Origin of the sequence: Pseudomonas sp. FFUP_PS_473 (assembly GCF_002858665.1) — a bacterium.
GTDB classification, from domain to species: domain Bacteria; phylum Pseudomonadota; class Gammaproteobacteria; order Pseudomonadales; family Pseudomonadaceae; genus Aquipseudomonas; species Aquipseudomonas defluvii.
Genome location: NZ_PJQQ01000003.1, coordinates 122290 through 147561, shown reverse-complemented (window position 1 = coordinate 147561; position 25272 = coordinate 122290). Strand labels below are relative to the sequence as shown.

Genomic DNA, 25272 nt, shown 5'->3' with positions numbered 1-25272 from the left:
CTGCAAGGCTCCCTGATGGTGGACGTCGCCGGTACCTGGTTGACCGCCGAAGATCGTCAACTCCTGCGCCAGCCCGAAGTGGCGGGCCTGATCATTTTTGCCCGCAACATCGACTGCCCGCGCCAGGTGCGAGAACTGACCGCCTCCATTCGCGCCATTCGCCCCGACCTGATCCTGGCGGTCGACCAGGAGGGGGGCCGGGTGCAGCGCCTGCGTCAGGGCTTTGTGCGTTTGCCGGCCATGCGCGCCATTGCCGACAACGACAATGCCGAGTACCTGGCAGAGCAATGTGGCTGGCTGATGGCGACCGAAGTGCTAGCGGTAGGCCTGGACCTCAGCTTCGCGCCAGTGCTGGATCTCGATCATCAGCGCAGTGCGGTGGTCGGCAGCCGTGCGTTTGAAGGTGACCCCGAGCGCGCTACCGTGCTGGCCGGTGCCTTCATCCGTGGCATGAACGCGGCCGGCATGGCAGCCTGCGGCAAGCATTTCCCTGGCCATGGCTGGGCCGAGGCGGATTCGCACGTGGCGATCCCGACCGATGAGCGCAGCCTCGCGCAGATCCGCGCCGCCGACCTGATTCCGTTCACTCGCCTGAGCGGGCAGTTGGCTGCTGTGATGCCGGCGCACGTGATCTATCCGCAGGTCGATAATCAGCCTGCCGGGTTCTCGCGGCGCTGGCTGCAGGACATTCTGCGTGGCGAACTGGGTTTTGACGGTGTGATCTTCAGTGATGACCTGTCGATGGCCGGTGCGCACGTCGTTGGTGACGCTGCCAGTCGAATCGAGGCCGCCTTGAGTGCAGGCTGTGACATGGGGCTGGTGTGCAACGATCGGGCGGCGGCAGAGCTTGCGTTGTCGGCAGCCCAGCGCATGAAGGTAAAGCCCTCGCCACGTATCGCGCGCATGCGCGGGCAAGGCTTTGCCACTACCGAGTATCGCCAACAGCCACGGTGGCTAGCGGCTTTAGGGGCTTTGCAAGAAGCCCAGTTGATCGATTAAGGACACACAATGACTGTTTACGCCATTATCGGCGGTACCGGCCTGACCCAGCTTGAGGGCTTGAACATTCGTCAGGCGCTGCCGATGGACACGCCCTATGGCCGGCCGTCGGCTGACGTATTGGTGGGTGAGTATGCCGGTCGTGAAGTGCTGTTCCTGGCCCGCCATGGCCATCCGCACCGCTTTCCACCGCATAAGGTCAACTACCGTGCCAACCTGTGGGCATTGAAGCAGGCGGGTGCTGAGGCAATCCTGGCGGTGAACGCCGTGGGTGGCATTCATGCGGCGATGGGGACCGGGCATTTCTGTGTGCCGCATCAACTGATCGACTACACCAGCGGTCGTGAGCACACGTATTTTGCCGATGATCTGGAGCAGGTCACGCACATCGACTTCAGCTACCCCTACAGCGAGCCGCTGCGTGCCCGGTTGATTGCCGCTCTGGCAGCCGAAGGTGTCGGTTACAGCAGTCATGGTGTTTATGCCTGCACCCAAGGGCCGCGCCTGGAAACCATTGCCGAGATCGCCCGTCTTGAGCGTGATGGCTGCGACATCGTCGGCATGACCGGCATGCCGGAAGCCGCATTGGCACGCGAGCTGGAGCTGGACTATGCCTGCCTGGCATTGGTGGTGAACCCGGCGGCGGGTAAATCAACCGCCGTGATCACCATGGCCGAAATCGAGCAGGCACTGCACGATGGCATGGGCAAGGTGAAGTCGACCTTGGCGCGAGTGTTGGCGGGCTGATGGTGCCGCTGCTTTGATCGTGCTGGCGCCCCGCTGACACCCGCGTTAATACCGGGCTCACCCGCTTTTAGGCGGGTGACGACGGCCTGGCAAGGGTGCCAGTAGTGCGTCGATATCGTCGTCGGCCAGTTTCCAGTCTCCGGCCTGGCGCCCATCCAGTACACCGGCTGCCAGTGCAGACTTCTCCTGCTGCAGCTGCTGGATCTTCTCTTCCACGGTGCCGCGGGTAATTAGCTTGTAGACGAACACCGGTTTTTCCTGGCCAATGCGGTATGCACGGTCGGTCGCTTGCTGTTCGGCTGCCGGGTTCCACCATGGGTCGTAGTGAATCACGGTGTCGGCTGCCGTGAGGTTGAGTCCGACGCCACCGGCCTTGAGGCTGATCAGGAAGATCTGCAGCCGGCCGCTCTGGAAGTCTGCAACCGGTGCGCGTCGGTCGCGGGTGTCACCCGTCAACAACGCATAGTCGATACCGCGCTGTTGCAGTTCCTCGGCAATCAGCGAAAGCATGCTGGTGAACTGCGAGAACAGCAGCACTCGACGGCCTTCGGCGAGCAATTCTTCAAGCATCTCCAGCAGGCTGTTGAGTTTGCCCGAGTTCGCGCTGCGTGATGGGCCGGCTGCCTCGGATTTGACCAGACGCAGGTCGCAACAGACTTGGCGCAGCTTCAGCAGTGCCTCAAGAATGATGATCTGGCTGCGGGCAACACCCTTGCGGCTGATCTCGTTGCGGACTTTCTTGTCCATGGCCAGGCGCATGGTTTCATAGACGTCGCGCTGTGCTTCGGTCAAGTCGACCCAGTGGATCATTTCGGTCTTGGCCGGCAGTTCGGTTGCCACCTGCTCCTTGGTTCGGCGCAGCAGGAAGGGCTTTATCCGTGCATTCAGGTGCTGCAAGCGTTCTTCGTCCCCCTGGCGCTCAATAGGCACCCGGTAATCGCGGTTGAACGCCTTGTTGTCGCCCAGCCATCCCGGCAGCAGGAAGTGGAACAGTGACCAGAGTTCGCCCAGGTGGTTTTCCAGTGGCGTACCACTCAGGCACAGGCGTTGCCGCGCCTCCAGCTGTCGCGCAGCCTGAGCGGCCTTGCTGGTGGGGCTCTTGATGTACTGGGCTTCGTCCAGGATCAGTACGTGCAGTGGCAGGTGCTTGAGGTGGTCAAGGTCCTTGGGCAGCAGCGCATAGGTTGTCAGGAGCAGGTCGTAGTCCGCCAGCTTGTCGAAGTACTGTCGGCGACCAATGCCTTGCAATGCCAGTACCCGTAACTGCGGAGCAAAGCGCTCGGCTTCATCCTGCCAGTTGGGGATCAGGCTGGTGGGCATTACCACCATTGCCGGTCGATCAAGACGGCCTGCGTTTTTTTCAGTCAGCAGGTGGGCCAGGGTTTGCAGCGTCTTGCCCAGGCCCATGTCGTCAGCCAGGATGCCGCCGACGTCCAGTTCGCGCAGCGCCTGCATCCAGCTCAGGCCTTCAAGCTGATAGGGGCGCAGGGTAGCTTTCAGGCCTTCAGGGGTGGTGACGGCCTGGGTGCGAATATCGCGCAGGCGTTCGCCCAAAGCGCGAACCCGCTCACCGCCTTCCCAGGTCAGTGGCAGCTCGAGCAGGGCGTTCAGGCGCGCCGCGTCAGGGCTGGCCAGGCGCACGGTGGTCTCGCCCGGCTCGCGCAGGTAGAAATCCCCCAGGGTGGCCAATACCGGTTTGAGCCGCCCGTACGGCAGGGCGATCTGAAGCGTCTTGCGCGGTGCATGAGGGTGGGGGATGGGCACCAGGATCTGCTCGTCGTCACGGCGTTTGGCCAGGTGTGCACTGTTGAGCAATTCCGGGTGGGTACGCAGCAGGTTGAGCAGGATCGGCAACAGGCTCAAGCGCTCGCCATTGACCACGATGCCCAGTTCGAGGTCGAACCAGTCGCGTTCGGGTGTCTCGACGACCTGGGCGTACCAGTCGTCGACCGGGGTGAGGACAAAGGCGAAGTCGTCAGCGCAGATGATTTGCCAGCCTTGCTCGCGCAAGTGTGGCAGGTCATTGAGGACAAAACGTAACCAGGCTGCCTCGCTGGGGAGCTCGAACGGCTCGCCGGCACTTTCCGGCAAGGCTTTGCTCTGCCGGGTGGCAACCTTGAAGCCCAGGCTCAGGAGTGTTTCGCGCAGGCTTTGCTCGGCGCTCAGGTGGCGCTGCAGGGGTTGCGCCTGACGTGCATGCAGGGTGCCGCTGACATAGTCGCCGGCATAGCCGAACGCGAGTGCGGCACGGTGTTGGGTGTAACGCTGCATGCGCCCGTTGCGAGGCTCGAAGGCGCTGAACTCGATGCTGCCCAGCCACAGGCGTGGCTGGGGTAGAAGCGGGGCTATCACACGGTCGGGCATTTCAAAGCTTCGTGACCTTGAGCAGCAGTGCCAGATGGCCGCCGTCAAGGTAGTTCAGGTCGCCAAGGCGCATGTTGCTGTTGCTCTGCTTGAACTGTTCGGTCTGGGTAATGCTGCCGTCGGCCGCAAAACGGTTGACCCAGAAACTGGCGTCAGCGCTGATGAAGCGGCCGTCGCTCAGGCTCAGGTTGCCTTCCACGGGAAAGTGGCCGAAGTGCCGCTTGCCGTCACTGATCGCGACCTTGCCCGGTTCTGCGCTCAGGTTCTGTTGCCAGGCTTTGTGCAGCAGGATGGTGTACTGGCTGTCGGCCTGCAGCTTTGCCGCTTCGTCGTTCATTGCGGGTTTGCTTTCGTCGGTGCTGCTTAACGTCTTGGCGTCGGCGGCCCAGTCTTCCGGGGCGTACTGGCTGGTAATGGCCGGCACGCTGTTTTGCCGAACCAGAATCATCTCGATCTGATACAGGCCGTCAGCGAAGGCGCTGGTGGAGCAGAGCGCGGCCAGCAGGGCCAGGGAGCGAATCAGGCGCATCGGTTTTCCTTAAGCGGATGTCGGGGTCAGGCGCTCGAACAGCGCCTCGAGGGTATTGAAGCGTTCTTCTGCACGCTCCATGGGAACCATGAACTTGAACTGCGTTGCGCCCTCGAACTTGTAGCGTTTGGGTTGGCTCTGGATCAGTTTGATCAGTACCAGTGGATCGACAGGGGTTTCCCCGGCGAATTCGATCTTCCCGCCTTGTGGGCCGGCATCGACTTTCTTGATGCCGAGCTGCTCGGCCTGCAGTTTGAGCAGGGTCAGGCGCACCAGGTTCTTGGTCGGCTCCGGCAGCAGGCCGAAGCGATCGATCATCTCCACCTGCAGGTCCTTGAGGCCGTCTTCATCGGTAGCCGAGGCAATGCGTTTGTAGAGAATCAGGCGTGCATGGACATCCGGCAGGTAGTCCTCGGGAATCAGTGCTGGCACGCGCAGGTTGATTTCCGGGCCGCCGCCGAGTGGTTGATCGAGGTTGGGTTGCGTGCCCTTGCGAATGGCTTTGACCGCACGTTCGAGCATTTCCATGTACAGGGTGAAGCCGACGGCCTGGATCTGGCCGCTCTGGCCTTCGCCGAGCAGTTCGCCCGCGCCACGGATTTCCAGGTCGTTGGTCGCCAGGACGAAACCTGCCCCAAGGTCCTGGGTGTTTGCGATGGCTTCCAGGCGCTTTTCCGCATCGGCGGTGATCTGCTGGCGTGGCGGTGTGAGCAGGTAGGCATACGCCTGGTGGTGGCTGCGCCCCACGCGTCCACGTAGCTGGTGCAGCTGCGCCAGGCCGAATTTGTCGGCGCGTTCGATGATGATGGTGTTGGCGCTGGGTACGTCGATACCGGTCTCGATGATGGTCGAGGCAATCAGGACGTTGAAGCGCTTGTGGTAGAAGTCGCTCATCACCTGTTCGAGTTCACGCTCGCGCATTTGCCCATGGCCAATGCCGATACGCGCCTCCGGCACCAGCTCGGCGAGGTCGGCAGCACATTTTTCGATGGTCTTCACATCATTGTGCAGGTAGTAGACCTGGCCGCCGCGCAGCAGCTCACGCAGCAGCGCTTCCTTGATGGTGCTTTTGTTCTGCTCCATGACAAAGGTGCGCACCGACAGTCGTCGCGCTGGCGGGGTTGCGATGATCGACAGGTCGCGCATGCCGGACACCGCCATGTTTAGCGTCCGCGGGATCGGCGTGGCGGTGAGGGTAAGAATGTCGACTTCGCTGCGCAGTGCTTTGAGCTGTTCCTTCTGGCGCACGCCGAAACGGTGTTCTTCGTCGATGATCACCAGGCCAAGGTCTTTCATCTTGACGTCGTCCTGCAGCAGCTTGTGCGTGCCGATGACGATGTCGATCTTGCCGTCGGCCAGGTCCTGGACGGCGGCGTTGATTTCCTTGGCTGACTTGAAGCGGCTCATCACCTCCACAGTCACCGGCCAGTCGGCAAAGCGGTCGCGGAAGCTGTTGTAGTGCTGCTGGGCGAGCAGTGTGGTGGGCACCAGGATGGCCACCTGGCGTCCGCCATGCACAGCGATAAACGCGGCCCGCATGGCCACTTCGGTCTTGCCGAAGCCGACGTCGCCACAGACCAGGCGGTCCATCGGCTTGGCGGCAAGCATGTCCTCGCGTACCGCTTCGATGGCGGCTTGCTGGTCCGGGGTTTCCTCGAACGGGAAGCCGGCGCTGAAGGTGGCATAGTCGGCTGCCGGGTCGGCAAAGGCATAACCCTTGCGCGCTGCGCGGCGGGCGTAGATGTCGAGCAGTTCGGCGGCTACGTCGCGGACCTGTTCGGCGGCTTTGCGCTTGGCCTTTTGCCAGACTTCCGAGCCCAGGCGGTGCAGCGGTGCCAGGGCGTCGTCGCTACCGGTGTAGCGCGCGATCAGGTGCAGGTTGGCGACCGGTACATAGAGCTTGGCGCCCTCGGCGTAGGCAAGCGTCAGGAACTCGGCGGCCTGGTTGTCGATCTCCAGCGTCGCCAGGCCCAGGTAGCGGCCAACACCGTGGTCGATGTGGACCACCGGCGCGCCTTCGCGCAGTTCGGTGAGGTTCTTGATGACCGCATCGTTAGTGCCGTCGCTGCGCTTCTCGCGGCGTCGACGCTGCATGACGCGCTGGCCGAACAATGGGCTTTCGGCGACCAGTGCCAGGGCGGGGCTTTCCAGCAGCAGGCCGTCGTCCAGTGGCGCGATGGTGATCCCCAGGCGCTCTTTGCTTTGAACGAAGTCGTCCCAGCTGTCGAGGGTCTGTGGGCGCAGCTTCAGGCGTTCGAGCAGCTCCAGCAGCACTTCGCGGCGCCCCGCCGATTCGGCGGTGAACAAGACGCGGCCCGGGAACTGCTCAAGGAAACTGGACAGTGCGGCCAGCGGCTGGTTGGCCTTGGCTTCGATGGCCAGGTTCGGTAGCGTCTGCGCGGCGAAGCGCTCGCGGCCAACACCGCCCTCGCTGTCATCCTGGCTGACCACGATGCGCGGCCAGCGCTTGAGTTGGGCAAAGCAGTCTTCTACCGGCATGAACAGTTCGACGGGGGGCAGCAATGGCCGGTTCGGGTCGATGCGGCGCTCGTCGTAACGGTTGCGCACGTCGCTCCAGAAGTGTTCGGCGGCCTGCTCGATACCCGGCAGGGAAAACACCTGGGTGTCCTGCGGCAGGTAGTCGAACAGCGTCGAGGTTTCCTCGAAGAACAGCGGCAGGTAGTACTCGATGCCTGCGGGAATAATGCCGCTGGTGAGGTCCTGGAAGATCGGGCTGCGGCGGAAGTCGACGTCGAAACGTTCACGAAAGCGCGCCTTGAACTGGGTCACGGCGTCCTTTTGCAGCGGAAATTCGCGCGCGGGCAGCAGGCGTACCGAATCGACCTTGTCGATCGAGCGCTGGGTCTCCGGGTCGAACGTGCGCAGGGTTTCGATTTCGTCGTCGAACAGGTCGATCCGGTAAGGCAGCTTGCTGCCCATCGGGAACAGGTCGATCAGGGCTCCGCGCACGGCAAACTCGCCGTGTTCATAAACGGTGTCGACGCAGCGGTAGCCACTGGCTTCAAGGCGCAGGCGCATCTGCTCGACGTCGAGCTTCTGACCGATATCCAGCACCAGGCTGCTGCCCAGCAGGAAGCGTGTTGGCGCCAGGCGGTGCAGGGCGGTGGTGATCGGTACCACGAGAATGCCGTGGTCGAGCTCCGGCAGCCGGTACAGGCTGGCCACGCGTTGAGAGATGATGTCCTGGTGCGGCGAGAACAGGTCGTACGGCAGGGTTTCCCAGTCGGGGAAGGGCAGTACCGGCAACTGCGGTGCGAAGAAGCGCAGTTCCTGCTCCAGGCGGTCGGCCGTCTGGCTGTCGGCGGTCAGCAGCAGGGTGAAGCGCTTGGCGGCGCTGGCGGCTTCGGCAATAGCCAGGCTCAGGGCGGCGCCCGGCAGGTTGCTCCAGGTGTGTTTGCCGGCGGTGGCCGGCAGGTGCGGAAGACGCAGAACTGGCACGGGCGGTCGAGCTCCAAGCGTTGCGACAAAGGGTCGATTGTACCGGGCCTGGGGGCGGCCTGTCAGGCGCGAAGGGGGCAAAAAACCACGGATGTCATGCTTCGATATGAGGAGCGACAGGCGCGCATTGCTCGAAACACCTCGGGGCGTCATAATGTAGCCCCTTTTTTCTGTCCCTACATGTGGAAGGTTCCCGTGACTCAGAAGCCCGACCAGTGTCTTGGTGAGTGGATTGATCGTGAAGCGCTTGCAGAAGCGATGATCCCGCTTATCGGTCAGCTCTACCGCAATAACAACGTGGTGAGCTCGATCTATGGCCGTAGCCTGATCAACCGTTCAGTGATTGCGATCCTCAAGGCCCACCGCTTTGCGCGTCATCGCCAGTCCGACGAATCCGAACTGTCTGTCCACGAGACATTCCCGCTGCTCAAGGCCATGAGCGAGCTGAAGCTGGGCGCCGCCTCGGTCGACCTGGGCAAGCTGGCTGTCAAGTTCAAGGAACAAGGCAACGGCCGTACCGCCGAGCAGTTCGTGCGCGAAGAAATGGCCGACGTGGTCGGCAAGCAGAACGCTTCTGCACGCAAGGGCACTGATGTGGTCCTGTACGGCTTCGGTCGTATCGGTCGCCTGCTGGCCCGTATCCTGATCGAGAAGACCGGTGGTGGCGACGGCCTGCGCCTGCGCGCCATTGTCGTGCGTAAAGGTGCTACCAACGACCTGGTCAAGCGCGCCAGCCTGCTGCGCCGTGACTCGGTACATGGTCCATTCGATGGCACCATCACCATCGATGAAGAAAACAACACCATCACCGCCAACGGTAACCTGATCCAGGTGATCTACGCGAAGAGCCCAAGTGAAGTCGACTACACCCAGTACGGCATCAAGGACGCTCTGATCGTCGACAACACCGGTGTATGGCGTGATGCCGAGGGCCTGGGTCAACACCTGGCCTGCCCGGGTGCTTCCCGTGTGATCCTCACCGCGCCTGGCAAAGGTGCCCTGAAGAACATCGTTCACGGTATCAACCACGGCGAAATCAGCCCTGAAGACAAGATCATCTCGGCGGCCTCCTGCACCACCAACGCCATCGTGCCGGTGCTCAAGGCTGTGAATGACAAGTTCGGCATCGTCAACGGCCACGTCGAAACCGTTCACTCGTACACCAACGACCAGAACCTGATCGACAACTTCCACAAAGGCAGCCGCCGTGGTCGTAGCGCTCCGTTGAACATGGTGATCACCGAGACCGGTGCTGCCACCGCTGCCGCCAAGGCACTGCCAGTGCTCAAGGGCAAGCTGACCGGCAACGCTATCCGCGTTCCGACGCCTAACGTCTCGATGGCTATCCTGAACCTGAACCTGGAGAAGGCGACTTCTCGCGAAGAGATCAACGAGTACCTGCGCCAGATGGCCATGCACTCGGACCTGCACAAGCAGATCGACTACGTGAGCTCCCAGGAAGTGGTTTCCACCGACTTCGTTGGTTCGCGCCACGCAGGCGTCGTCGATGCCGAAGCGACTATCTGCAACGATAACCGCGTTGTCCTGTACGTTTGGTACGACAACGAATTCGGTTACAGCTGCCAGGTCGTGCGTGTGATGGAAGACATGGCCGGGGTCAACCCGCCTGCATTCCCGCACTAAACGGTCATCAGGTTGCACAAGACGGGAACCCCAGGGTTCCCGTTTTTTGTGTCTGGGCTCAAGGAGGCGTAATGGCGCGGTGGGCAGGTGGGGGGCTGGTGATTCTGGCGTTGTGGCTGTGCGGTTGCGACCGTACGCCTTCGCTGGAGCGCATCAGTGGCCCGACCATGGGCAGTACCTACACGGTGCAGTATGTGCGTACGGCTCAGGGCCCGGCGCCGGAACAGGTCCGGTTTGCGGTGGAGGCGGTTCTCCAGCAGATCGACCATACGTTTTCTACCTACCGCAGCGACTCACTGATTGCGCAGTTCAACCGTTTGCCGGCCAACAGTTGTCAGGTCATGCCGGCAGACGTGCTGCAACTGGTGCAGTTGGGTGAGCAGTTGTCGCGGCAAAGCCAGGGCGCCTTTGACCTGACCGTTGAGCCATTGCTTGATGTGTGGGGCTTTGGCCCGCAGTCCCGGGGTGAACAGGTGCCCGGTGCGCAGGCGTTGGCTGCAGCCCGCGGGCGTGTTGGCCACGAACACCTGCAGATCGACGGGCTGCAGTTGTGCAAGGATGCCCCGCTGGAGCTGGGCTTCAACAGCATCGCTGCCGGCCATGCCGTCGATTTGCTGGTCGAGCGAATGCGTGCGCTGGGCGTGAGCAGCTACCTGGTTGAAGTGACAGGTGAACTCAAGGCGGTGGGGCGCAAGCCGGATGGCAATCCGTGGCGCATTGCGCTGGAATGGCCGCGTACCGATCAGCAGGTCGCTCAGCAAGTGCTGGCGCTTGAGGGTTACGGTGTTTCTACATCAGGAGACTATCGCAATTTTTTCGAGCAGAATGGCCAGCGTTTTTCGCATGTCTTTGATGCGCGGCTTGGCGCACCGGTCAGCCATCGTCTGGCTTCGGTCACGGTGCTTGATCCCTCAACGCTGATGGCCGATGGCATGTCCACGGTGTTGCTGATCCTCGGCCCTGAACAGGGCTGGGCGTTTGCCTTGAAATACAATGTAGCAGCAGTTTTCGTGACCCGTGCCGATACAGGCTTCGTCTCCCATTCGACGCCTGCATTTGAGCGACTGATGCACGCGCAGTAACAGACTGTTGCAGTGTGAGATGTAGTGCAGAGAAAAATAGCCTACGACGCGACCAAGGGTTAATGTGCGCGGCGTTCACGCTTGATTAGACTGCACCCGAATATTTTCATGACGCTCTTGGCGGCATGATCTAGCCCCGATCGCCGGCGTGGCGAGCGGGCCTGTTCTGAAGGAGTACGCATGGCTGTCTACAACTACGACGTAGTGGTGCTGGGGTCCGGCCCGGCAGGAGAAGGGGCGGCAATGAATGCCGCCAAAGCAGGGCGCAAGGTGGCGATGGTCGATAGCCGTCGCCAGGTCGGCGGCAACTGCACCCATCTGGGCACCATCCCGTCCAAGGCCCTGCGTCACTCGGTGCGCCAGATCATGCAGTTCAACACCAACCCGATGTTCCGGGCCATTGGTGAGCCGCGCTGGTTCTCGTTCCCGGACGTGCTCAAGAGCGCCGAGAAGGTAATCGCCAAGCAGGTGGCTTCGCGCACCGGCTACTACGCACGTAACCGCGTTGACGTGTTCTTCGGTACCGGCAGCTTCGCTGACGAACAGACCGTCGAAGTGGTCTGCGCCAACGGCGTGGTCGAGAAACTGGTAGCCAAGCACATCATCATCGCTACCGGCTCGCGTCCTTATCGCCCGGCCGATATCGATTTCCATCACCCGCGTATCTACGATAGCGACACCATCCTCAGCCTCGGCCATACGCCGCGCAAGCTGATCGTTTACGGTGCCGGTGTCATTGGTTGCGAATACGCCTCGATCTTCAGTGGTCTGGGTGTACTGGTTGAGCTGGTGGACAACCGTGGTCAGTTGCTCAGCTTCCTCGACTCGGAAATCTCCCAGGCGTTGAGCTATCACTTCAGCAACAACAACATCACCGTACGTCACAACGAAGACTACGAGCGTGTTGAAGGGCTGGATAACGGCGTGATCCTGCACCTGAAGTCGGGCAAGAAGATCAAGGCGGACGCCTTGCTCTGGTGCAACGGCCGTACAGGCAACACCGACAAGCTGGGCCTGGAAAACATCGGTATCAAGGTCAACAGCCGTGGCCAGATCGAAGTGGACGAGAACTACCGCACCTGTGTGCCGAACATCTACGGCGCGGGCGATGTGATCGGCTGGCCGAGCCTGGCCAGTGCCGCTCACGACCAGGGTCGTTCGGCAGCGGGCAGCATCGTTGATAACGGCAGCTGGCGCTTCGTCAACGACGTGCCGACCGGTATCTACACCATTCCTGAGATCAGCTCGATCGGCAAGAACGAGCAGGAGCTGACCCAGGCCAAGGTGCCTTACGAAGTCGGCAAGGCGTTCTTCAAGAGCATGGCGCGTGCGCAGATCGCCGGTGAGCCCCAGGGCATGCTGAAGATCCTGTTCCACCGCGAGACCCTGGAAATCCTCGGCGTACATTGCTTCGGTTATCAGGCGTCGGAGATCGTTCACATTGGCCAGGCCATCATGGACCAGCCGGGTGAGTGCAATACCCTGAAGTACTTCGTCAACACCACCTTCAACTACCCGACCATGGCTGAAGCCTATCGGGTAGCGGCCTACGACGGCCTCAACCGGCTTTTTTGAGCGGCTCCGGCCGGTGGCCTGAGCCGGCCGGGGAGACCGATTTCAGCAATTCTCGAGGGTGGCAGTGGCCAAACCGGGAAAGTCTGTAATCAGGCTGTCTACGCCGAAGTCAGCGAGCCTGCGCATCAGCGCCGGTTCGTTGACTGTCCACACCGACACGTGCAAGCCCTGGCGCTGAGCTTTTGCCAGGCGTTCCGGGCTGCACAGTGTCCAGTTCAGCGCAAGCATCTCACAGCCATAGTTCTGGGCGACCTTCAGTGGGTCGAGCCAGGCGTATTCGGCTACCAGGCCGCGCGAGATATCCGGGGTCAGTTCCAGGGCGGCAGCGAGCACTTCCCGTGAGCTGGAGGTGATGGTGATCTTGTCGAGCAGGCCAAAGCGCAGTGCCATTTCGCGGATAGCCAGTACCGTGGTGGCGGCACGCATGCGTGAGGCGCTCTTGACCTCAAGTTGCCAGTGCTCGAAATCACACTTCTCGAACAACTCCTCAAGGCGCGGGATGGGGCACGGGTGCACCCAGCCCGGTCCACCCTTGCGTGCGTCATAGGTCACCAGATCACTGGCGTTGTGCTCAACCACCTTGCCGCGTCGACCCGTGGTGCGCTTGAGTGTCGGGTCGTGAATGACCATCAGTTCATTGTCGGCAGACAGGTGTAGGTCGAGTTCGCAACGCCGCACGCCATGGCTCAGGCACTGCTGGAAGCTGGTCAGGGTATTCTCGGGCGCTTCGCCCTTGGCGCCACGGTGGCCGTAGATCTGGGTCACGTTTGTTCCTTCAAGGTAAAGAGTGAAACTCAGGTGGGCGTTGCGCTGTTCTGCTCCAGTGCCTGGCGCCGTTGTTGCGCCTGGCGTTGCAGGATATAGCGCGCCAGTAGCTGGCGTTGTGCGTCGGTGATGTCGATGAACTCGGCGCCAATATCGAACAGCCCGTCAGGCTTGCTGTCGCAATGCGTGACCTTGGCGCGTAGCAGCAACCCCAGGGCTTGCGGCATCAACACCATTTTCACCGCGACGCGGCTGCCCACAGCCAGCGCCTGGCGCTGGCGGGCCTCGATGCCGCCTTCGGAGAGTTTTACGGCGTGCGGTTCGCCGATCTGCCCGAGCAGGCTCTGGGCGACTACTTGGCTGAGCAAGTCGATGCGTTTGTTCTGGGCTTTGAGAAAGGCTGCGAGGGTGCGGTCCTTTTCGCTGAGCTGGCGCAACAGGTGCTGTGACTCGAACTCGCTCAGGTGCAGTTCGCTGAGCAGGTTGAACAGTGGTGACGCATCTTGCAACAACTCTGTGCCAGACGCATCGGCAACGTTCAGTGGGCGAATTTCCAGTGCGATCCTATCCTCGATACGGTAGTATTCGCGGCGATCTTCTTCATCTAATGTCGACATGGCGAACCCATGGTAGCGGCGGTGGTCTGAGTGTAAAGCTGCTGTCCAAGCCCCGCCACAAGGACGTTCCTCTTTCATCCGAACAAGCCCCGACATGTTCAGACCTCTCTTCGTATTCATCGGTACGCGTTATACCCGTGCCAAGCGCCGCAACCACTTCGTCTCGTTCATTTCCCTGACCTCGATGATCGGCCTCGCCCTGGGCGTGGTGGTGATGATCGTGGTGCTTTCGGTCATGAATGGCTTCGATCATGAGATGCGTACCCGCGTACTGGGCATGGTGCCCCATGCCACGCTTGAAACCGGCCAGCCCATCAATAACTGGCCTGCACTTGCCGATACAGTAAAGCAGAACCCGCAGGTGGTGGCGGTGGCACCGTTCACCCAGATGCAAGGATTGCTGACTCACGATGGCAAGGTGCAGAAAGTCTTGCTTAACGGTATTGACCCAGGTCAGGAGCGCAAGGTCTCGATCATCGATGACTTTATCCGCCAGGGCCGGCTTGATGACCTGGTGCCCGGCGAGTTCGGCATCATGATCGGCGACAAGGCGGCGACCAAGTTGGGCGTCGGCATTGGCGACAAGCTGACCTTCGTAGCACCTGAAGTGACCGTGACGCCTGCTGGCATGTTCCCGCGCATGAAGCGTTTCACCGTGGTCGGCATCTTCCATGTTGGCGCTGGCGAGATCGACGGCTACCTCGGGTTGACCAACCTCTCCGACCTGTCGCGCTTGCACCGTTGGAAAGCCGACCAGGTGCAAGGCCTGCGCCTGAAGTTCGATGACCTGTTCCAGGCGCCGCGCACGGCCTGGAGCATCGCCCAGAAACTGGGTGACCAGGAGTTCTACGCCCGCGACTGGACCCGCAGCCACGGCAACCTGTACCAGGCCATCCGCATGGAAAAAGCCATGATCGGCCTGTTGCTGCTGCTGATTGTCGCTGTCGCTGCGTTCAATATCATCTCCACGCTGGTGATGGTGGTGAACGACAAGAAGGGCGATATCGCCATTCTGCGCACCCTGGGGGCAACCCCGGGGCAGATCATGGCAATCTTCATGGTCCAGGGTACGGTCATTGGCGTGGTCGGTACGCTTATCGGTGCGGTGATCGGCATTGCCGCTGCCCTGAACGTCAGTGCTGCGATCGCCGGCCTTGAGTCGTTGATCGGCCACAAATTCCTCAATGCCGACGTCTATTTCATCGACTACTTGCCGTCCCAGGTGATGGCCGAGGATGTCTGGATGGTCTGTGGCGCGGCACTGGTCCTGAGTTTCCTCGCCACCCTGTATCCGGCCTGGCGTGCGGCACGCACCCAGCCAGCGGAGGCGCTACGTTATGAGTGAGTTGGGCATGAGTAATAAAGCTGTGCTGAGTTGCCGCAACCTGGGCAAGTCCTATGAAGAGGGCCCGGAGTCGGTTCGGGTGCTCTCGGGCCTGCAGTTGGAACTGCACCCGGGTGAGCGGATTGCCATTGTCGGCAGTTCCGGCTCGGGCAAGAGTACCTTGCTCAACCTGCTGGGTGGCCTGGATACGCCTACCGAGGGCAGTGTCTGGCTGGCTGGTGAAGAGCTTTCGGCGCTGGGTGAGCGGGCCCGAGGCCTGTTGCGCAACCGTGCGCTGGGGTTTGTCTACCAGTTCCACCACCTGTTGCCAGAGTTCACCGCGCTGGAGAACGTCTGCATGCCGCTGCTGATTGGTCGTACCGCCATTCCTGAAGCGCGCGAGCGCGCTGAAGCGCTGCTCAAGCGGGTAGGGCTGGGGCATCGTCTGAGCCACAAACCGTCTGAACTGTCTGGTGGTGAACGTCAGCGCGTGGCCATTGCGCGAGCGCTGGTCAATCGCCCTGGCCTGGTCATGCTTGATGAGCCGACCGGCAACCTCGACCAGCATACCGCCCAAGGTATCCAGGAGCTGATGAAGGAGCTGAGCAGTTCGTCGCAGACCGCCTTTCTGGTGGTGACCCACGACCTCAGCCTGGCCCGGCAGATGGACCGCGTACTGCGCCTGGAAGAAGGGCGTCTGGTGCCGATCTGATCTGGCCGTACAGGGTGCCGGTCGTGAATGTCCGGCACCGTGTTCTTTCTCTTTTTCCGGGTGCTTCAGTTCATGTTCAGACCCTTGTCTATTTTCATTGGCGCACGCTACACCCGCGCCAAGCGCCGTAACCACTTTATCTCGTTCATCTCCATGACCTCGATGATCGGCCTGGCCCTGGGCGTGCTGGCGATGATCGTGGTGCTGTCGGTCATGAACGGTTTTCAGCGTGAAATGAGCGCACGGATTCTCGGCATGGTGCCCCATGCTGCCCTGCTGGGCGTCAAGCCGGTGGATGACTGGCAAGCCGTGGCCGCTACTGCACTGAAGAACCCGCAGGTGATTGCCGCAGCACCGCTGACAGAGCTTGAAGGCATGCTGTCCTACAAGGGCATGATGCAGCCTATCCAGATCAGTGGTATCGACCCGGCTCAGGAAGCCAAGGTGTCGATCGTTGCCAGTCACATCGTTCAGGGCCGCCTGGATGACTTGAAACCGGATGAGTTCGGCGTGGTGATCGGTGAGATTACAGCGCGGCGTTTCCATTTGAATGTCGGTGACAAGCTCACCTTGATCGTGCCGGAAGTCAGCACCGCGCCAGGCGGTATTACCCCGCGCATGCAGCGCCTGAACGTGGTGGGCGTGTTCAAAGTTGGTGCCGAGCTTGATGGCTCCATGGGCCTGATCCACATGGCCGATGCGGCGCAGATGCAACATTGGGCGCCGAACCAGGTGCAGGGTGTACGAATCAAGGTGCAGGACCTGTACAGCGCACCTCAAGTGTCGGCAGCGATTGTCGGTCAGTTGGGTGACCAGTACCGCGCCGATGACTGGACCCACACCCAGGGTAGCCTGTTCAGTGCCATGAAAATGGAAAAGACCATGATTGGCCTGCTGTTGATGATGATCATCGCGGTGGCGGCGTTCAACATCATTGCCACCCTGATCATGGTCGTGAATGACAAGGGCGCGGATATCGCGATCCTGCGCACCATCGGCGCCACGCCCGCGCAGATCATGGGCACGTTCATGGTGCAGGGGACATTGATCGGTATCGTCGGCACGCTGATCGGGGGCGTGCTCGGGGTGATCGCCGCGATCAATGTCAGCCAACTGGTCGGTTGGCTCGAGCGTGTGAGCGGGCAGCATATCTTCACCTCCGACGTGTACTTCGTCAGTACCTTGCCGTCGGAACTGCAATGGGGCGATGTGGCGTTGATCTGCAGTGCAGGGCTGGTGATGAGCTTCCTGGCGACGCTGTATCCGGCGTGGCGTGCCTCGCAAGTAGAGCCAGCGTACGCCCTGCGTTACGAGTAAGCCCGGCTCCTGCAAGATGTGTTGGAGCAGGCTTGCCTGCGATGCAAGCACCGCGAACCTGCTGACACCGCGCCGATGCCATCGCGGGCAAGCCCGGCTCCTGCAGGGTGTGTTGGAGCAGGTTTGCCTGCGATGCAAGCACCGCGAACTTGCTGGCACCGCGTTGATGCCATCGCGGGCAAGCCCGGCTCCTACAAGATGGGCTGCAGCCCCCTACGCTGTCGGCAACTCAATCACGAAGCGCGTCCAGCCCTGCGCTGATTCGCCATGAATGGTTCCGCCATGCGCTTTGATGATCGATTGGGTGATCGCCAGGCCCAAACCTGCGTGCTCACTGTTGCCCTCATGGCGCGCCGGGTCGACGCGGTAGAATCGGTCGAACAGCCGCGGTATCAGCGCTGGGTCAATCGGCTCGCCGCTGTTGGCCACTTCCAGCCTCACCCCCGCATCCTGCTGCTCAATCTTCAGGCGGATCTCGCCGCCAGCCGGGGTAAACCGCAAGGCATTGTCCAGCAGATTGGACAGTGCCCGGCGCAACATGTGGCGGTCGCCTTCCAGTCGCGCCTGGCCAATATGGCTCAAGCGTACCTGAGCGTCCTCGGCCAATGGTGCGTAGTACTCCAGCAGTGCGCCAACCTCATCTTCCAATGCCAGCGGCTGACGGCTGGGCATTAGCAGGCCGTTATCGGCCTTGGCCAGGTAGAGCATGTCGTTGACCAGTTGAGCCATCCACTGCAGCTCTTCAAGGTTGCCGTGCAGGGCCTCGCGGTACTCTTCCAGGCTGCGCGGACGGGTCAGGGTGACCTGGGTGTGGGTCAGCAGATTGGACAGCGGCGTACGCAGCTCATGGGCGATGTCGGAAGAGAATGCCGAAAGGCGCTGGAAGGCATCGTCCAGTCGCTCAAGCATGGCGTTGACGGTGTTCGCCAGGTCCGCGAGCTCAATCGGCATCTGTGCTACCGGCAGGCGAGTGGTCAGCGATCGGGCCGAAACCCCGGCCGCCACTTCACCCATCTGCTGTAAGGGGCGCAGGCCACTGCGTACGGCCCAGGCGCCGAGCAGGGCGGTGGCCAGTGCCGAGAGGCCTACGGTCAGCCAGATCAGCCGTTGCATGCGCTGCAGGAAGTGCTGGTGATGGGTGATGTCGAGGAACAGTGTCAGGTTCGGTGTGCCGTCGCCGTCGAGGGGTTCGCTGAGGCTGCGATAATCGGCGCCGTCGCTCGTCAGGGTGTTCAGGCCGGGCGACATTGGCGAGTCCGGCAGGCCGGGCTGGCTATCGAACCACAGGCGTCCGTCATTGCCGCGGATGCGCACGGCCAGATCGGCCTGATGGCTTAGCTCCGTCTGCAGCGCAGGCAGCCGCGTGTTCAGGCTTGCAGGGTCATGCACGCCCTCAAGTAGCTGACGCATCAACGACAGGCGGCCGCTGAGCAATTGCTGGTCCAACTCGATGAAATGAGTTTCGCTGGCGCGACTGAACAGTACGCCAGCAAACAGCGAGACCACCGCCGTGCAGGCCGCAAACAGCAGCGCCAAGCGGTTGCCGAGTGAAAGACGGCGCATCAGGCCGTCCGCTCTTCGAGGACGTAGCCCATGCCGCGCACGGTATGGATGAGCTTGTTGTCGTGTGCGTCGTCGATTTTGAGGCGCAGGCGGCGGATAGCGACCTCGATCACGTTGGTGTCGCTTTCAAAGTTCATGTCCCACACCTGCGAGGCAATCAGCGATTTTGGCAGTACTTCGCCTTGGCGGCGCAGCAGCAGTTCAAGCAGGGAAAACTCCTTGGCGGTCAGGTCGATGCGTTGCCCGGCGCGTTCCACCCGGCGGCGGATCAGGTCAAGGCTCAGGTCTGCCACACCCAGCAGGGTTTCTTGTGTCGGGCTGCTGCCGCGACGCAGCAGGGTGCGTACCCGCGCCAGCAATTCGGAGAAGGCGAACGGCTTGACCAGGTAATCGTCGGCACCCAGTTCCAGGCCGTGCACGCGGTCTTCCACGGCATCGCGCGCCGTCAGGAACAGCACCGGGGTATCCAGCCCGGCGGCGCGCACCGCCTGCAGGATCTGCCAGCCATCACGGCCTGGCAGCATGACATCAAGAATCAACAGCGCGTAATCGCCGCTGAGCGCCAGGTGCTGGCCCGTATTGCCATCGGTGGCCAGCTCTGCGCTGAACCCGGCTTCGCTCAAGCCCTGGCACAGGTACTGGCCGGTCTTGGCCTGGTCTTCGACGATCAGCAGTTTCATGGGGTGCTCATAGTATGGGTGGGCAGGGCGTTATACCGTGGTGTGAATGGCAAAAGGCAAAGCTGACGAAGTTGTAATCTTTTCGTCAGCTGGTTGCCAGTGGCACCTCGCTAGAGTGGCTGTCATGTCGAGACAACCCCGGAGTAAACCGACCATGTCACGTTTTATCCTTGCCGGCGCCTTGGCGCTGTTCAGCCTGCCGCTGTTTGCTGCGCCGGCGCAACCCTTTGCCTTCGGTCATCCCGCTACCGCAGACCAGGCAACCCGTACTGTCGAGGTGGAACTTGGCGACATGTACTTTGCCCCGCGTGCGCTGCAGGTCAAGGCGGGTGAGACCGTACGTTTCGTGCTGATCAACAAGGGCCAGTTGCCACACGAGTTCAACCTCGGTGATGCGGCCATGCATGCTCGGCATCAACAGGAAATGCTCGTCATGCCGGGTGGGATGGATCACGCAAAAATGGACCATGGAAACATGAGCCACATGACGATGAATCATGGCGGGATGATGCACGGGGGCGGGATGTCCCATGACGATGCCAATGTGGTAATGGTCGCTCCCGGCAAGACCGCAGAACTGACCTGGACGTTCACCCAGTCGACCCCGATCGAGTTCGCCTGCAACGTTCCGGGCCACTACCAGGCCGGCATGGTGGGCAAGCTGACCATCGCTCAGTGACAGGTGATTGCCCAACGCATGGCACAAACCCGATAAACTAGGCGTATTTCGTCCTTCAGGTTTGAGCCATGCATCCCGCCGCCGAACATTCCCCGCTGGGCAAGTCCAGCGAATACATCGCCACTTACACCCCGTCCCTGTTGTTCCCGATCCCGCGTGCGGCGAAGTGGGCTGAGCTGGGTGTCAGCGCTGACACCTTGCCTTGGCAGGGTGTCGACTACTGGAACTGCTTTGAGTTGTCCTGGCTGCTGCCGTCCGGCAAGCCGGTGGTGGCCATCGGTGAGTTTGCGATCCCGGCCGATTCGCCGAACATCATTGAGTCGAAGTCGTTCAAGCTCTACCTCAATTCGCTGAACCAGACTGTATTCGCCTCGGTGCAAGCGCTGCAGGCCTGCCTGGAAAAAGACCTTTCGGCCGCCGCCGGCAAGCCGGTCGGTGTGCGCGTGCGTACCTTGTCTGAGGTCGAAGGGGAGGGCGTAGCGGCGTTGCCGGGTGTCTGTATTGATGACCTGGATGTCAGCATCAGCCAGTACGAGCATCCTCAGCCGGAGTTGCTGCGCTGCGATACTGGGCGGGTGGTCGAAGAAACCCTGCACAGCCATTTGCTCAAATCCAACTGCCCGGTCACCGGCCAGCCGGACTGGGGTAGCGTGACCGTGCATTACCGTGGCCCGGCGCTCGACCCTGCCAGCCTGTTGGCCTACCTGATCAGCTTCCGCCAGCATGCGGACTTCCATGAACAGTGCGTAGAGCGGATCTACCTCGACCTCAAGCGTCTGCTCAAGCCTGAGACGCTGACGGTATATGCGCGCTATGTGCGCCGTGGCGGGCTGGACATCAACCCCTACCGCAGTACCGATACGATCAGCCTGGGCAATTCGCGGTTGGTACGCCAGTAAGCGCCAGCGCCTGCAGGGCTGCAGGTGCTGGCTCTGGTACTCTCAGATACCCATGCTTTGCAGGCTCTGAACGATATTGCGCAAGGTGGCTGTCAGGCCAGGGTGGTCGACTTCGAAGCGTTCGACCGCCAGGTTCACCCCGTCTACCAAGTTGTTTTCTGTGGAGAATTGCTCCAGTTTGAGCTCGGCTTCGATCTGTTGCATCAGCTGTTGCAGGTTTTCACGCTCTTCCAGTGAGAGCGGTGGATTTTGCTCCAGTTGCTCGCGCAGGGCCTCGATTTGCTGTTGCAGTTCGCGGGCAGGCATGGTGATCTCCCTTTATGAATAGGCACAGCCATGGACCACCGCCACTGGCGAAAGGTCCATGCCATGTCTGACAGGGTAATCCACTCGGCGTTGCTTTGCATGACCCGGATCAACGGTGGTGTGTCAGGGCTTCTCGCCTTTGAGTCGACGCTGGCCAATATCGGCGAGGCAATCGTCGAGCGCTTCCAGATGGTCGATGACTGAATGCACGCCCAAGGCATAGAGCTGCAGTGTCGCCTTGCCGCGTTTGTGTGCCTGTTCTTGCGGGCTCAAGGCCTGCCACTGGCTGCTGCTCAAACCACATAATGAGCCGCATGCCGCCAGGCCTATGGTCCAGAGACCCGCGTTGAGCCCGGATTGCAGCAGCCTGGGTTCGCCGCTGACCAGCACGCAGCCATCCAGTTGGTTTACTTTCAGCGCCATCAATGCATGCCAGCACGCGTCCGGTGCCGGCCAGGGCGTGTCGTGCATACTGCTGTGCGGCTTGAGCCAATCGGGCAAGGGGCGGCTCAAGTGTTCGGCCACAGCGAGCGGGATTTCATCGATCCAGCCGCAGGGCACGGCTTGCCTGCGCAGGCGTGCCAATGCCGGCAGTGCGCCGGGAGTCGCCTGTGGCGAATGCTCGAAACTATTGCTACGTGCGCCAAAGTCAACCAGGCAGCCGCGTAGTCCGAATAGCAGTGCGGTTAAAGCAGGTGATTGGGGCATGGCATCGTCCCTGAAATAACCTTGCAGGCTACGCACAGAGGGTGACAGCCAGATGACGATCAAACAATGTGGCAATTGTTTACATTTTGCTGATCCCGACCATGTCGCGCTGACTAATCTGAGGCATACCCTTTATACTGGTTTCATTTTTGAGTTTGGGGCGCGGATAGCGCCTTGTGATTGTCGAGGAGTGAGTGTATGCGCAGGATTGGTACAGGCTTGATTGATCGGATGACCCGTGTCTGCGTCTGTGCCGGGCTGCTGCTGGGGCCCCTGGCGTCCCAGGCGGCAACCGAGGAAGACCCATGGGAGAGCATCAACCGGCCCATCTTCCGCTTCAACGATACGATCGACACCTATGCGCTCAAGCCTTTGGCGCAGGGTTACCAGACCGTCACGCCACAGTTTCTGGAAGACGGTATCCACAACATGTTTCGCAACATCGGTGATGTTGGCAACCTGGCCAACGATGTCCTGCAGCTCAAGCCTCGTGCTGCCGGGGTCGATACCGCACGGCTGATCTTCAACACCACCTTTGGCCTTGTCGGTTTCTTCGATGTGGGCACCAAGATGGGGCTGGAGCGCAACGATGAAGACTTCGGCCAAACGCTGGGTTACTGGGGCGTAAGCAGCGGCCCATACGTCGTATTGCCATTCCTGGGCCCAAGCAACGTCCGTGATGCCATTTCCAAGTACCCGGACACTTACACCGAACCCTTCCGTTACATGGGCCATATCCCGACCCGTAACACCAGTATTGGCGTTGATGTAGTGGATACCCGTGCCAGCCTGTTGTCAGCCGAGAAGATGATTCGTGGCGACAAGTACACCTTCATCCGCAACGCCTACCTGCAAAACCGTGAGTTCAAGGTCAAGGATGGGCAGGTCGAAGACGACTTCTGATCCTCAGAAGCGCTAAAGGGCGTCCCGGCTGCTGTCAGCCGATACGCAGCGCATGCATCGCTGGCAAGACCCGCTCCTGCACCTCGGGAGCAAGCTTGCCTGCGATGGCATCGGTGCTGCTCAGCAAACGTGCACCTCTTTCATGGGCGCGGCTCAGTGCATTTCGATGATGCGCAGGCCCAGTTTCTGCTGGCCTTCGGCCTGATCGGCGATCCACACGACCCGGGTACTGGCCTCCAGCCCTTTGAGGGCGGGGTGATCAGACTCGATACGCACCTCAAGCGCGTCACCGACCTTGAACGAGCGGGGGGCCTGTACCTGCAGGCCGCTGCTTGAAAGATCCAGACATACAGCAGCGATGACCTGGTCGGCGTGGATCAGGCTGACATCCTTGTCCACTTTCATTCGAATGAAATCGCGCTTTTCGCTGTAGTCTGCGTGGATTCGACTCATACCTGCATCCTTCCATTGGGTTGCGGTCAAAGCCGTTTTTATAACTCCCGGCTCTTTGCGCTGTAAAGAGCGTCAGCGACCATCGGCGTGAGCTTGAAACACCCGGCAGATGGGAGTACCGTCTGCGCCTTACAGGGCACCTCTGATATTTGCTGGGCAGGTCATCTTGTCCTACAACTCATAGAAGAGAGGCTAGAAGTGAATCCAGTAAGTGCGCTCCGGCCCGACCGAGCCGCCTACCCCAACCTATTTCTGGCGCCGTTTGCCCACATGCAGAAAACCAGTGCAACGCTGCTGATAATCGACGATGACGACGTAGTACGTGCCAGTCTCGCCGCCTACCTCGAAGACAGCGGTTTCAATGTCCTGCAAGCGAGTAATGGCCAGCAGGGTCTTCAAGTCTTCGAGCAGAACCAGCCCGATCTCGTGATTTGCGACCTGCGCATGCCGCAGATGGGTGGCCTGGAGCTGATTCGCCAGGTGACTGAGCGCACGCCTGATCTGCCGGTCATTGTGGTGTCTGGCGCCGGGGTCATGAATGACGCTGTCGAAGCGCTGCGGCTGGGTGCTGCCGATTACCTGATCAAGCCTCTGGAAGACCTTGCAGTACTTGAGCACTCGGTGCGTCGAGCACTGGACCGTGCGCAACTGGTACTGGAAAACCAGCGCTACCGGGAGAAACTTGAAGCGGCCAACCGCGAACTGGAAGCCAGCCTGCACCTGCTGCAGGAGGACCAGACAGCGGGTCGTCAGGTGCAGATGAACATGTTGCCGGAAAGCCCCTGGGTGGCTGGTGACTTTTCATTCGAGCACCAGATCATTCCGTCGCTCTACCTCTCGGGCGATTTTGCCGATTACTTCCGTGTCGACGAGCGCCGTATTGCCTTTTACCTGGCGGATGTTTCCGGCCATGGGGCGTCGTCCGCCTTCGTCACGGTGCTGCTCAAGTTCATGACCACGCGCCTGTTGTTCGAGTTCAAGCGCAGTGGCACCCTGCGTGATTTCAAACCCTCGGAAGTGCTCGGGCACATCAACCGAGGGTTGATCAACTGCAAGCTGGGCAAACATGTCACTATGGTAGGTGGCGTGATTGACGAAGACACCGGTCTTCTGACCTACAGTATTGGCGGGCACTTGCCGTTGCCGGTGTTGTATACCCCAGGCCAGAGCCGCTACCTCGAGGGTCGCGGGCTGCCGGTGGGGTTGTTCGAGGAAGCCACCTATCAGGATCAGGTCATGGAGTTGCCACCAGCATTCAGCCTTACGCTGCTATCTGATGGCATTCTGGACCTTTTGCCTGGCAGCACACTCAAAGATAAAGAAGCCGCCTTGCCGGAAATCGTCAAGGCAGCGGGCGGCAGCCTGGATGGGCTGCGGCAACGATTCGGATTGGCTACGCTTGGGGAGATGCCGGATGATATCGCCCTATTGGTGTTGAGCAGGAACCTTCAATGAGTACTGGTAGAATCCAGTTCGCCGAGCAGAATGGCACCTTCGTTCTGAAGTTCGTCGGTGAAGTACGCCTTACCCTGTGTTCGGCGTTGGATGCGACTATTGAAAAAATCTTCACCGCGCTGAATTTTTCGGCGATCGTGATTGATTTGACCGAAACCCAAAGCATCGACAGCACCACCCTGGGCCTGTTGGCCAAGCTGTCGATTCTCTCGCGGCAGAAGGTTGGGCTGCTGCCAACCGTGGTCACCACCCACGCCGACATCACCCGGCTGTTGCAGTCGATGGGTTTCGATCAGGTATTCAACATCGTCGACCGGCCGATCCCGTGCCCGGAATGTCTCACCGACCTGCCGTCTCAGGACCAGAGTGAGGACGTGGTACGGGCCAAGGTACTTGAGGCGCACAAGATCCTCATGGGCCTGAACGATTCCAATCGCGAAGCCTTCCACGACCTGGTCAACGCCCTCGAGCGAACCTGATCGTGCCCAGGGG

Annotated in this window: 23 protein-coding genes; 13 read left to right on the top strand and 10 right to left on the bottom strand. The window is 61.0% G+C overall.

Features of this window, described 5'->3' with window-relative positions; all coding sequences use genetic code 11:
- Positions 1 to 999: a beta-N-acetylhexosaminidase gene (gene nagZ / locus CYD26_RS03205; RefSeq protein WP_176717401.1), complete on the top strand. Its 999-nt coding sequence runs from the start codon at positions 1 to 3 to the stop codon at positions 997 to 999.
- A 9-nt stretch (positions 1000 to 1008) separates the two neighbouring features.
- Positions 1009 to 1746 carry an S-methyl-5'-thioinosine phosphorylase gene (locus CYD26_RS03200; RefSeq protein ID WP_102051791.1) on the top strand — a complete coding sequence of 246 codons (738 nt, stop codon included), beginning with the start codon at positions 1009 to 1011 and terminating at the stop codon, positions 1744 to 1746.
- A gap of 57 nt (positions 1747 to 1803) precedes the next feature.
- On the opposite strand, the gene CYD26_RS03195 is transcribed toward CYD26_RS03200, so the two are convergent.
- Genes CYD26_RS03195 through mfd form a run of 3 tightly spaced genes read right to left on the bottom strand, consistent with a single transcriptional unit; the run spans position 1804 to position 8098 of the window.
- Entirely contained in the window at positions 1804 to 4110 is a 2307-nt protein-coding gene (locus CYD26_RS03195; RefSeq protein ID WP_102051790.1) for a DEAD/DEAH box helicase, read from the bottom strand.
- Position 4111: 1 nt separating this feature from the next.
- Positions 4112 to 4639, bottom strand: coding sequence for a CsiV family protein (locus tag CYD26_RS03190; RefSeq protein ID WP_099775392.1), 528 nt, complete (start codon positions 4637 to 4639; stop codon positions 4112 to 4114).
- A 9-nt stretch (positions 4640 to 4648) separates the two neighbouring features.
- Positions 4649 to 8098 (bottom strand): transcription-repair coupling factor, encoded by a 3450-nt coding sequence (gene mfd / locus CYD26_RS03185; RefSeq protein WP_065758467.1) that lies wholly within the window; start codon positions 8096 to 8098, stop codon positions 4649 to 4651.
- A gap of 180 nt (positions 8099 to 8278) precedes the next feature.
- Here mfd and CYD26_RS03180 point away from each other — a divergent pair, with 180 nt between their 5' ends.
- The 3 genes from CYD26_RS03180 (at position 8279) to sthA (ending at position 12399) form a co-directional block, all read left to right on the top strand.
- Complete coding sequence (locus CYD26_RS03180; protein ID WP_065758468.1) at positions 8279 to 9742, top strand: glyceraldehyde-3-phosphate dehydrogenase; 1464 nt, start codon at positions 8279 to 8281, stop codon at positions 9740 to 9742.
- Between the two features lie 71 nt (positions 9743 to 9813).
- The gene (locus CYD26_RS03175) at positions 9814 to 10824 is read left to right on the top strand and encodes an FAD:protein FMN transferase (RefSeq protein ID WP_102051789.1); all 1011 of its coding nucleotides are present in this window, start codon (positions 9814 to 9816) and stop codon (positions 10822 to 10824) included.
- Between the two features lie 180 nt (positions 10825 to 11004).
- Positions 11005 to 12399 (top strand): Si-specific NAD(P)(+) transhydrogenase, encoded by a 1395-nt coding sequence (sthA, locus tag CYD26_RS03170; RefSeq protein WP_065758470.1) that lies wholly within the window; start codon positions 11005 to 11007, stop codon positions 12397 to 12399.
- A 42-nt stretch (positions 12400 to 12441) separates the two neighbouring features.
- Here the strand turns inward: sthA and CYD26_RS03165 are convergent, their stop codons facing one another.
- Entirely contained in the window at positions 12442 to 13164 is a 723-nt protein-coding gene (locus CYD26_RS03165) for a glycerophosphodiester phosphodiesterase (protein ID WP_065758471.1), read from the bottom strand.
- Between the two features lie 29 nt (positions 13165 to 13193).
- A complete protein-coding gene (locus CYD26_RS03160; protein ID WP_065758472.1) occupies positions 13194 to 13781 on the bottom strand; it encodes a PilZ domain-containing protein in 588 nt (195 codons plus the stop codon).
- Between the two features lie 94 nt (positions 13782 to 13875).
- Here CYD26_RS03160 and CYD26_RS03155 point away from each other — a divergent pair, with 94 nt between their 5' ends.
- From CYD26_RS03155 to CYD26_RS03145, 3 genes are all read left to right on the top strand, one after another.
- Positions 13876 to 15126, top strand: coding sequence for a lipoprotein-releasing ABC transporter permease subunit (locus tag CYD26_RS03155; protein WP_065758473.1), 1251 nt, complete (start codon positions 13876 to 13878; stop codon positions 15124 to 15126).
- Positions 15127 to 15133: 7 nt separating this feature from the next.
- Positions 15134 to 15817: a lipoprotein-releasing ABC transporter ATP-binding protein LolD gene (gene lolD, locus CYD26_RS03150; RefSeq protein ID WP_176717400.1), complete on the top strand. Its 684-nt coding sequence runs from the start codon at positions 15134 to 15136 to the stop codon at positions 15815 to 15817.
- Positions 15818 to 15889: 72 nt separating this feature from the next.
- Positions 15890 to 17134 (top strand): lipoprotein-releasing ABC transporter permease subunit, encoded by a 1245-nt coding sequence (locus tag CYD26_RS03145; RefSeq protein WP_065758492.1) that lies wholly within the window; start codon positions 15890 to 15892, stop codon positions 17132 to 17134.
- A gap of 213 nt (positions 17135 to 17347) precedes the next feature.
- Here CYD26_RS03145 and CYD26_RS03140 read toward each other — a convergent pair whose 3' ends face one another.
- Both CYD26_RS03140 and CYD26_RS03135 read right to left on the bottom strand, forming a co-directional pair.
- Positions 17348 to 18700: a heavy metal sensor histidine kinase gene (locus tag CYD26_RS03140; RefSeq protein ID WP_102051788.1), complete on the bottom strand. Its 1353-nt coding sequence runs from the start codon at positions 18698 to 18700 to the stop codon at positions 17348 to 17350.
- Positions 18697 to 19377, bottom strand: a complete 681-nt coding sequence (locus CYD26_RS03135) for a heavy metal response regulator transcription factor (RefSeq protein ID WP_065758476.1) — start codon at positions 19375 to 19377, stop codon at positions 18697 to 18699. Before CYD26_RS03135 ends, CYD26_RS03140 begins: the two co-directional genes overlap by 4 nt.
- A 154-nt stretch (positions 19378 to 19531) precedes the next feature.
- Here CYD26_RS03135 and CYD26_RS03130 point away from each other — a divergent pair, with 154 nt between their 5' ends.
- Positions 19532 to 20056 (top strand): plastocyanin/azurin family copper-binding protein, encoded by a 525-nt coding sequence (locus tag CYD26_RS03130; protein ID WP_102051787.1) that lies wholly within the window; start codon positions 19532 to 19534, stop codon positions 20054 to 20056.
- 68 nt (positions 20057 to 20124) lie between these two features.
- Entirely contained in the window at positions 20125 to 20955 is an 831-nt protein-coding gene (queF, locus tag CYD26_RS03125; RefSeq protein ID WP_065758478.1) for an NADPH-dependent 7-cyano-7-deazaguanine reductase QueF, read from the top strand.
- A 42-nt stretch (positions 20956 to 20997) separates the two neighbouring features.
- Here the strand turns inward: queF and CYD26_RS03120 are convergent, their stop codons facing one another.
- Positions 20998 to 21261, bottom strand: coding sequence for a DUF4404 family protein (locus tag CYD26_RS03120; RefSeq protein ID WP_065758479.1), 264 nt, complete (start codon positions 21259 to 21261; stop codon positions 20998 to 21000).
- Between the two features lie 123 nt (positions 21262 to 21384).
- Positions 21385 to 21969: a phosphonoacetaldehyde phosphonohydrolase-related protein gene (locus CYD26_RS03115; protein ID WP_065758480.1), complete on the bottom strand. Its 585-nt coding sequence runs from the start codon at positions 21967 to 21969 to the stop codon at positions 21385 to 21387.
- Positions 21970 to 22167: 198 nt separating this feature from the next.
- Between CYD26_RS03115 and CYD26_RS03110 the strand changes: the two genes are divergently transcribed.
- Entirely contained in the window at positions 22168 to 22872 is a 705-nt protein-coding gene (locus CYD26_RS03110; RefSeq protein WP_065758481.1) for a VacJ family lipoprotein, read from the top strand.
- Between the two features lie 153 nt (positions 22873 to 23025).
- Here CYD26_RS03110 and CYD26_RS03105 read toward each other — a convergent pair whose 3' ends face one another.
- The gene (locus CYD26_RS03105; RefSeq protein ID WP_099775387.1) at positions 23026 to 23325 is read right to left on the bottom strand and encodes a PilZ domain-containing protein; all 300 of its coding nucleotides are present in this window, start codon (positions 23323 to 23325) and stop codon (positions 23026 to 23028) included.
- A 270-nt stretch (positions 23326 to 23595) separates the two neighbouring features.
- Here CYD26_RS03105 and rssB point away from each other — a divergent pair, with 270 nt between their 5' ends.
- Complete coding sequence (gene rssB / locus CYD26_RS03100) at positions 23596 to 24780, top strand: two-component system response regulator RssB (protein ID WP_065758483.1); 1185 nt, start codon at positions 23596 to 23598, stop codon at positions 24778 to 24780.
- A complete protein-coding gene (rssC, locus tag CYD26_RS03095; RefSeq protein ID WP_065758484.1) occupies positions 24777 to 25259 on the top strand; it encodes an anti-sigma factor antagonist RssC in 483 nt (160 codons plus the stop codon). The genes rssB and rssC overlap by 4 nt, the downstream gene beginning before the upstream one ends.
- Positions 25260 to 25272 lie beyond the last annotated feature (13 nt).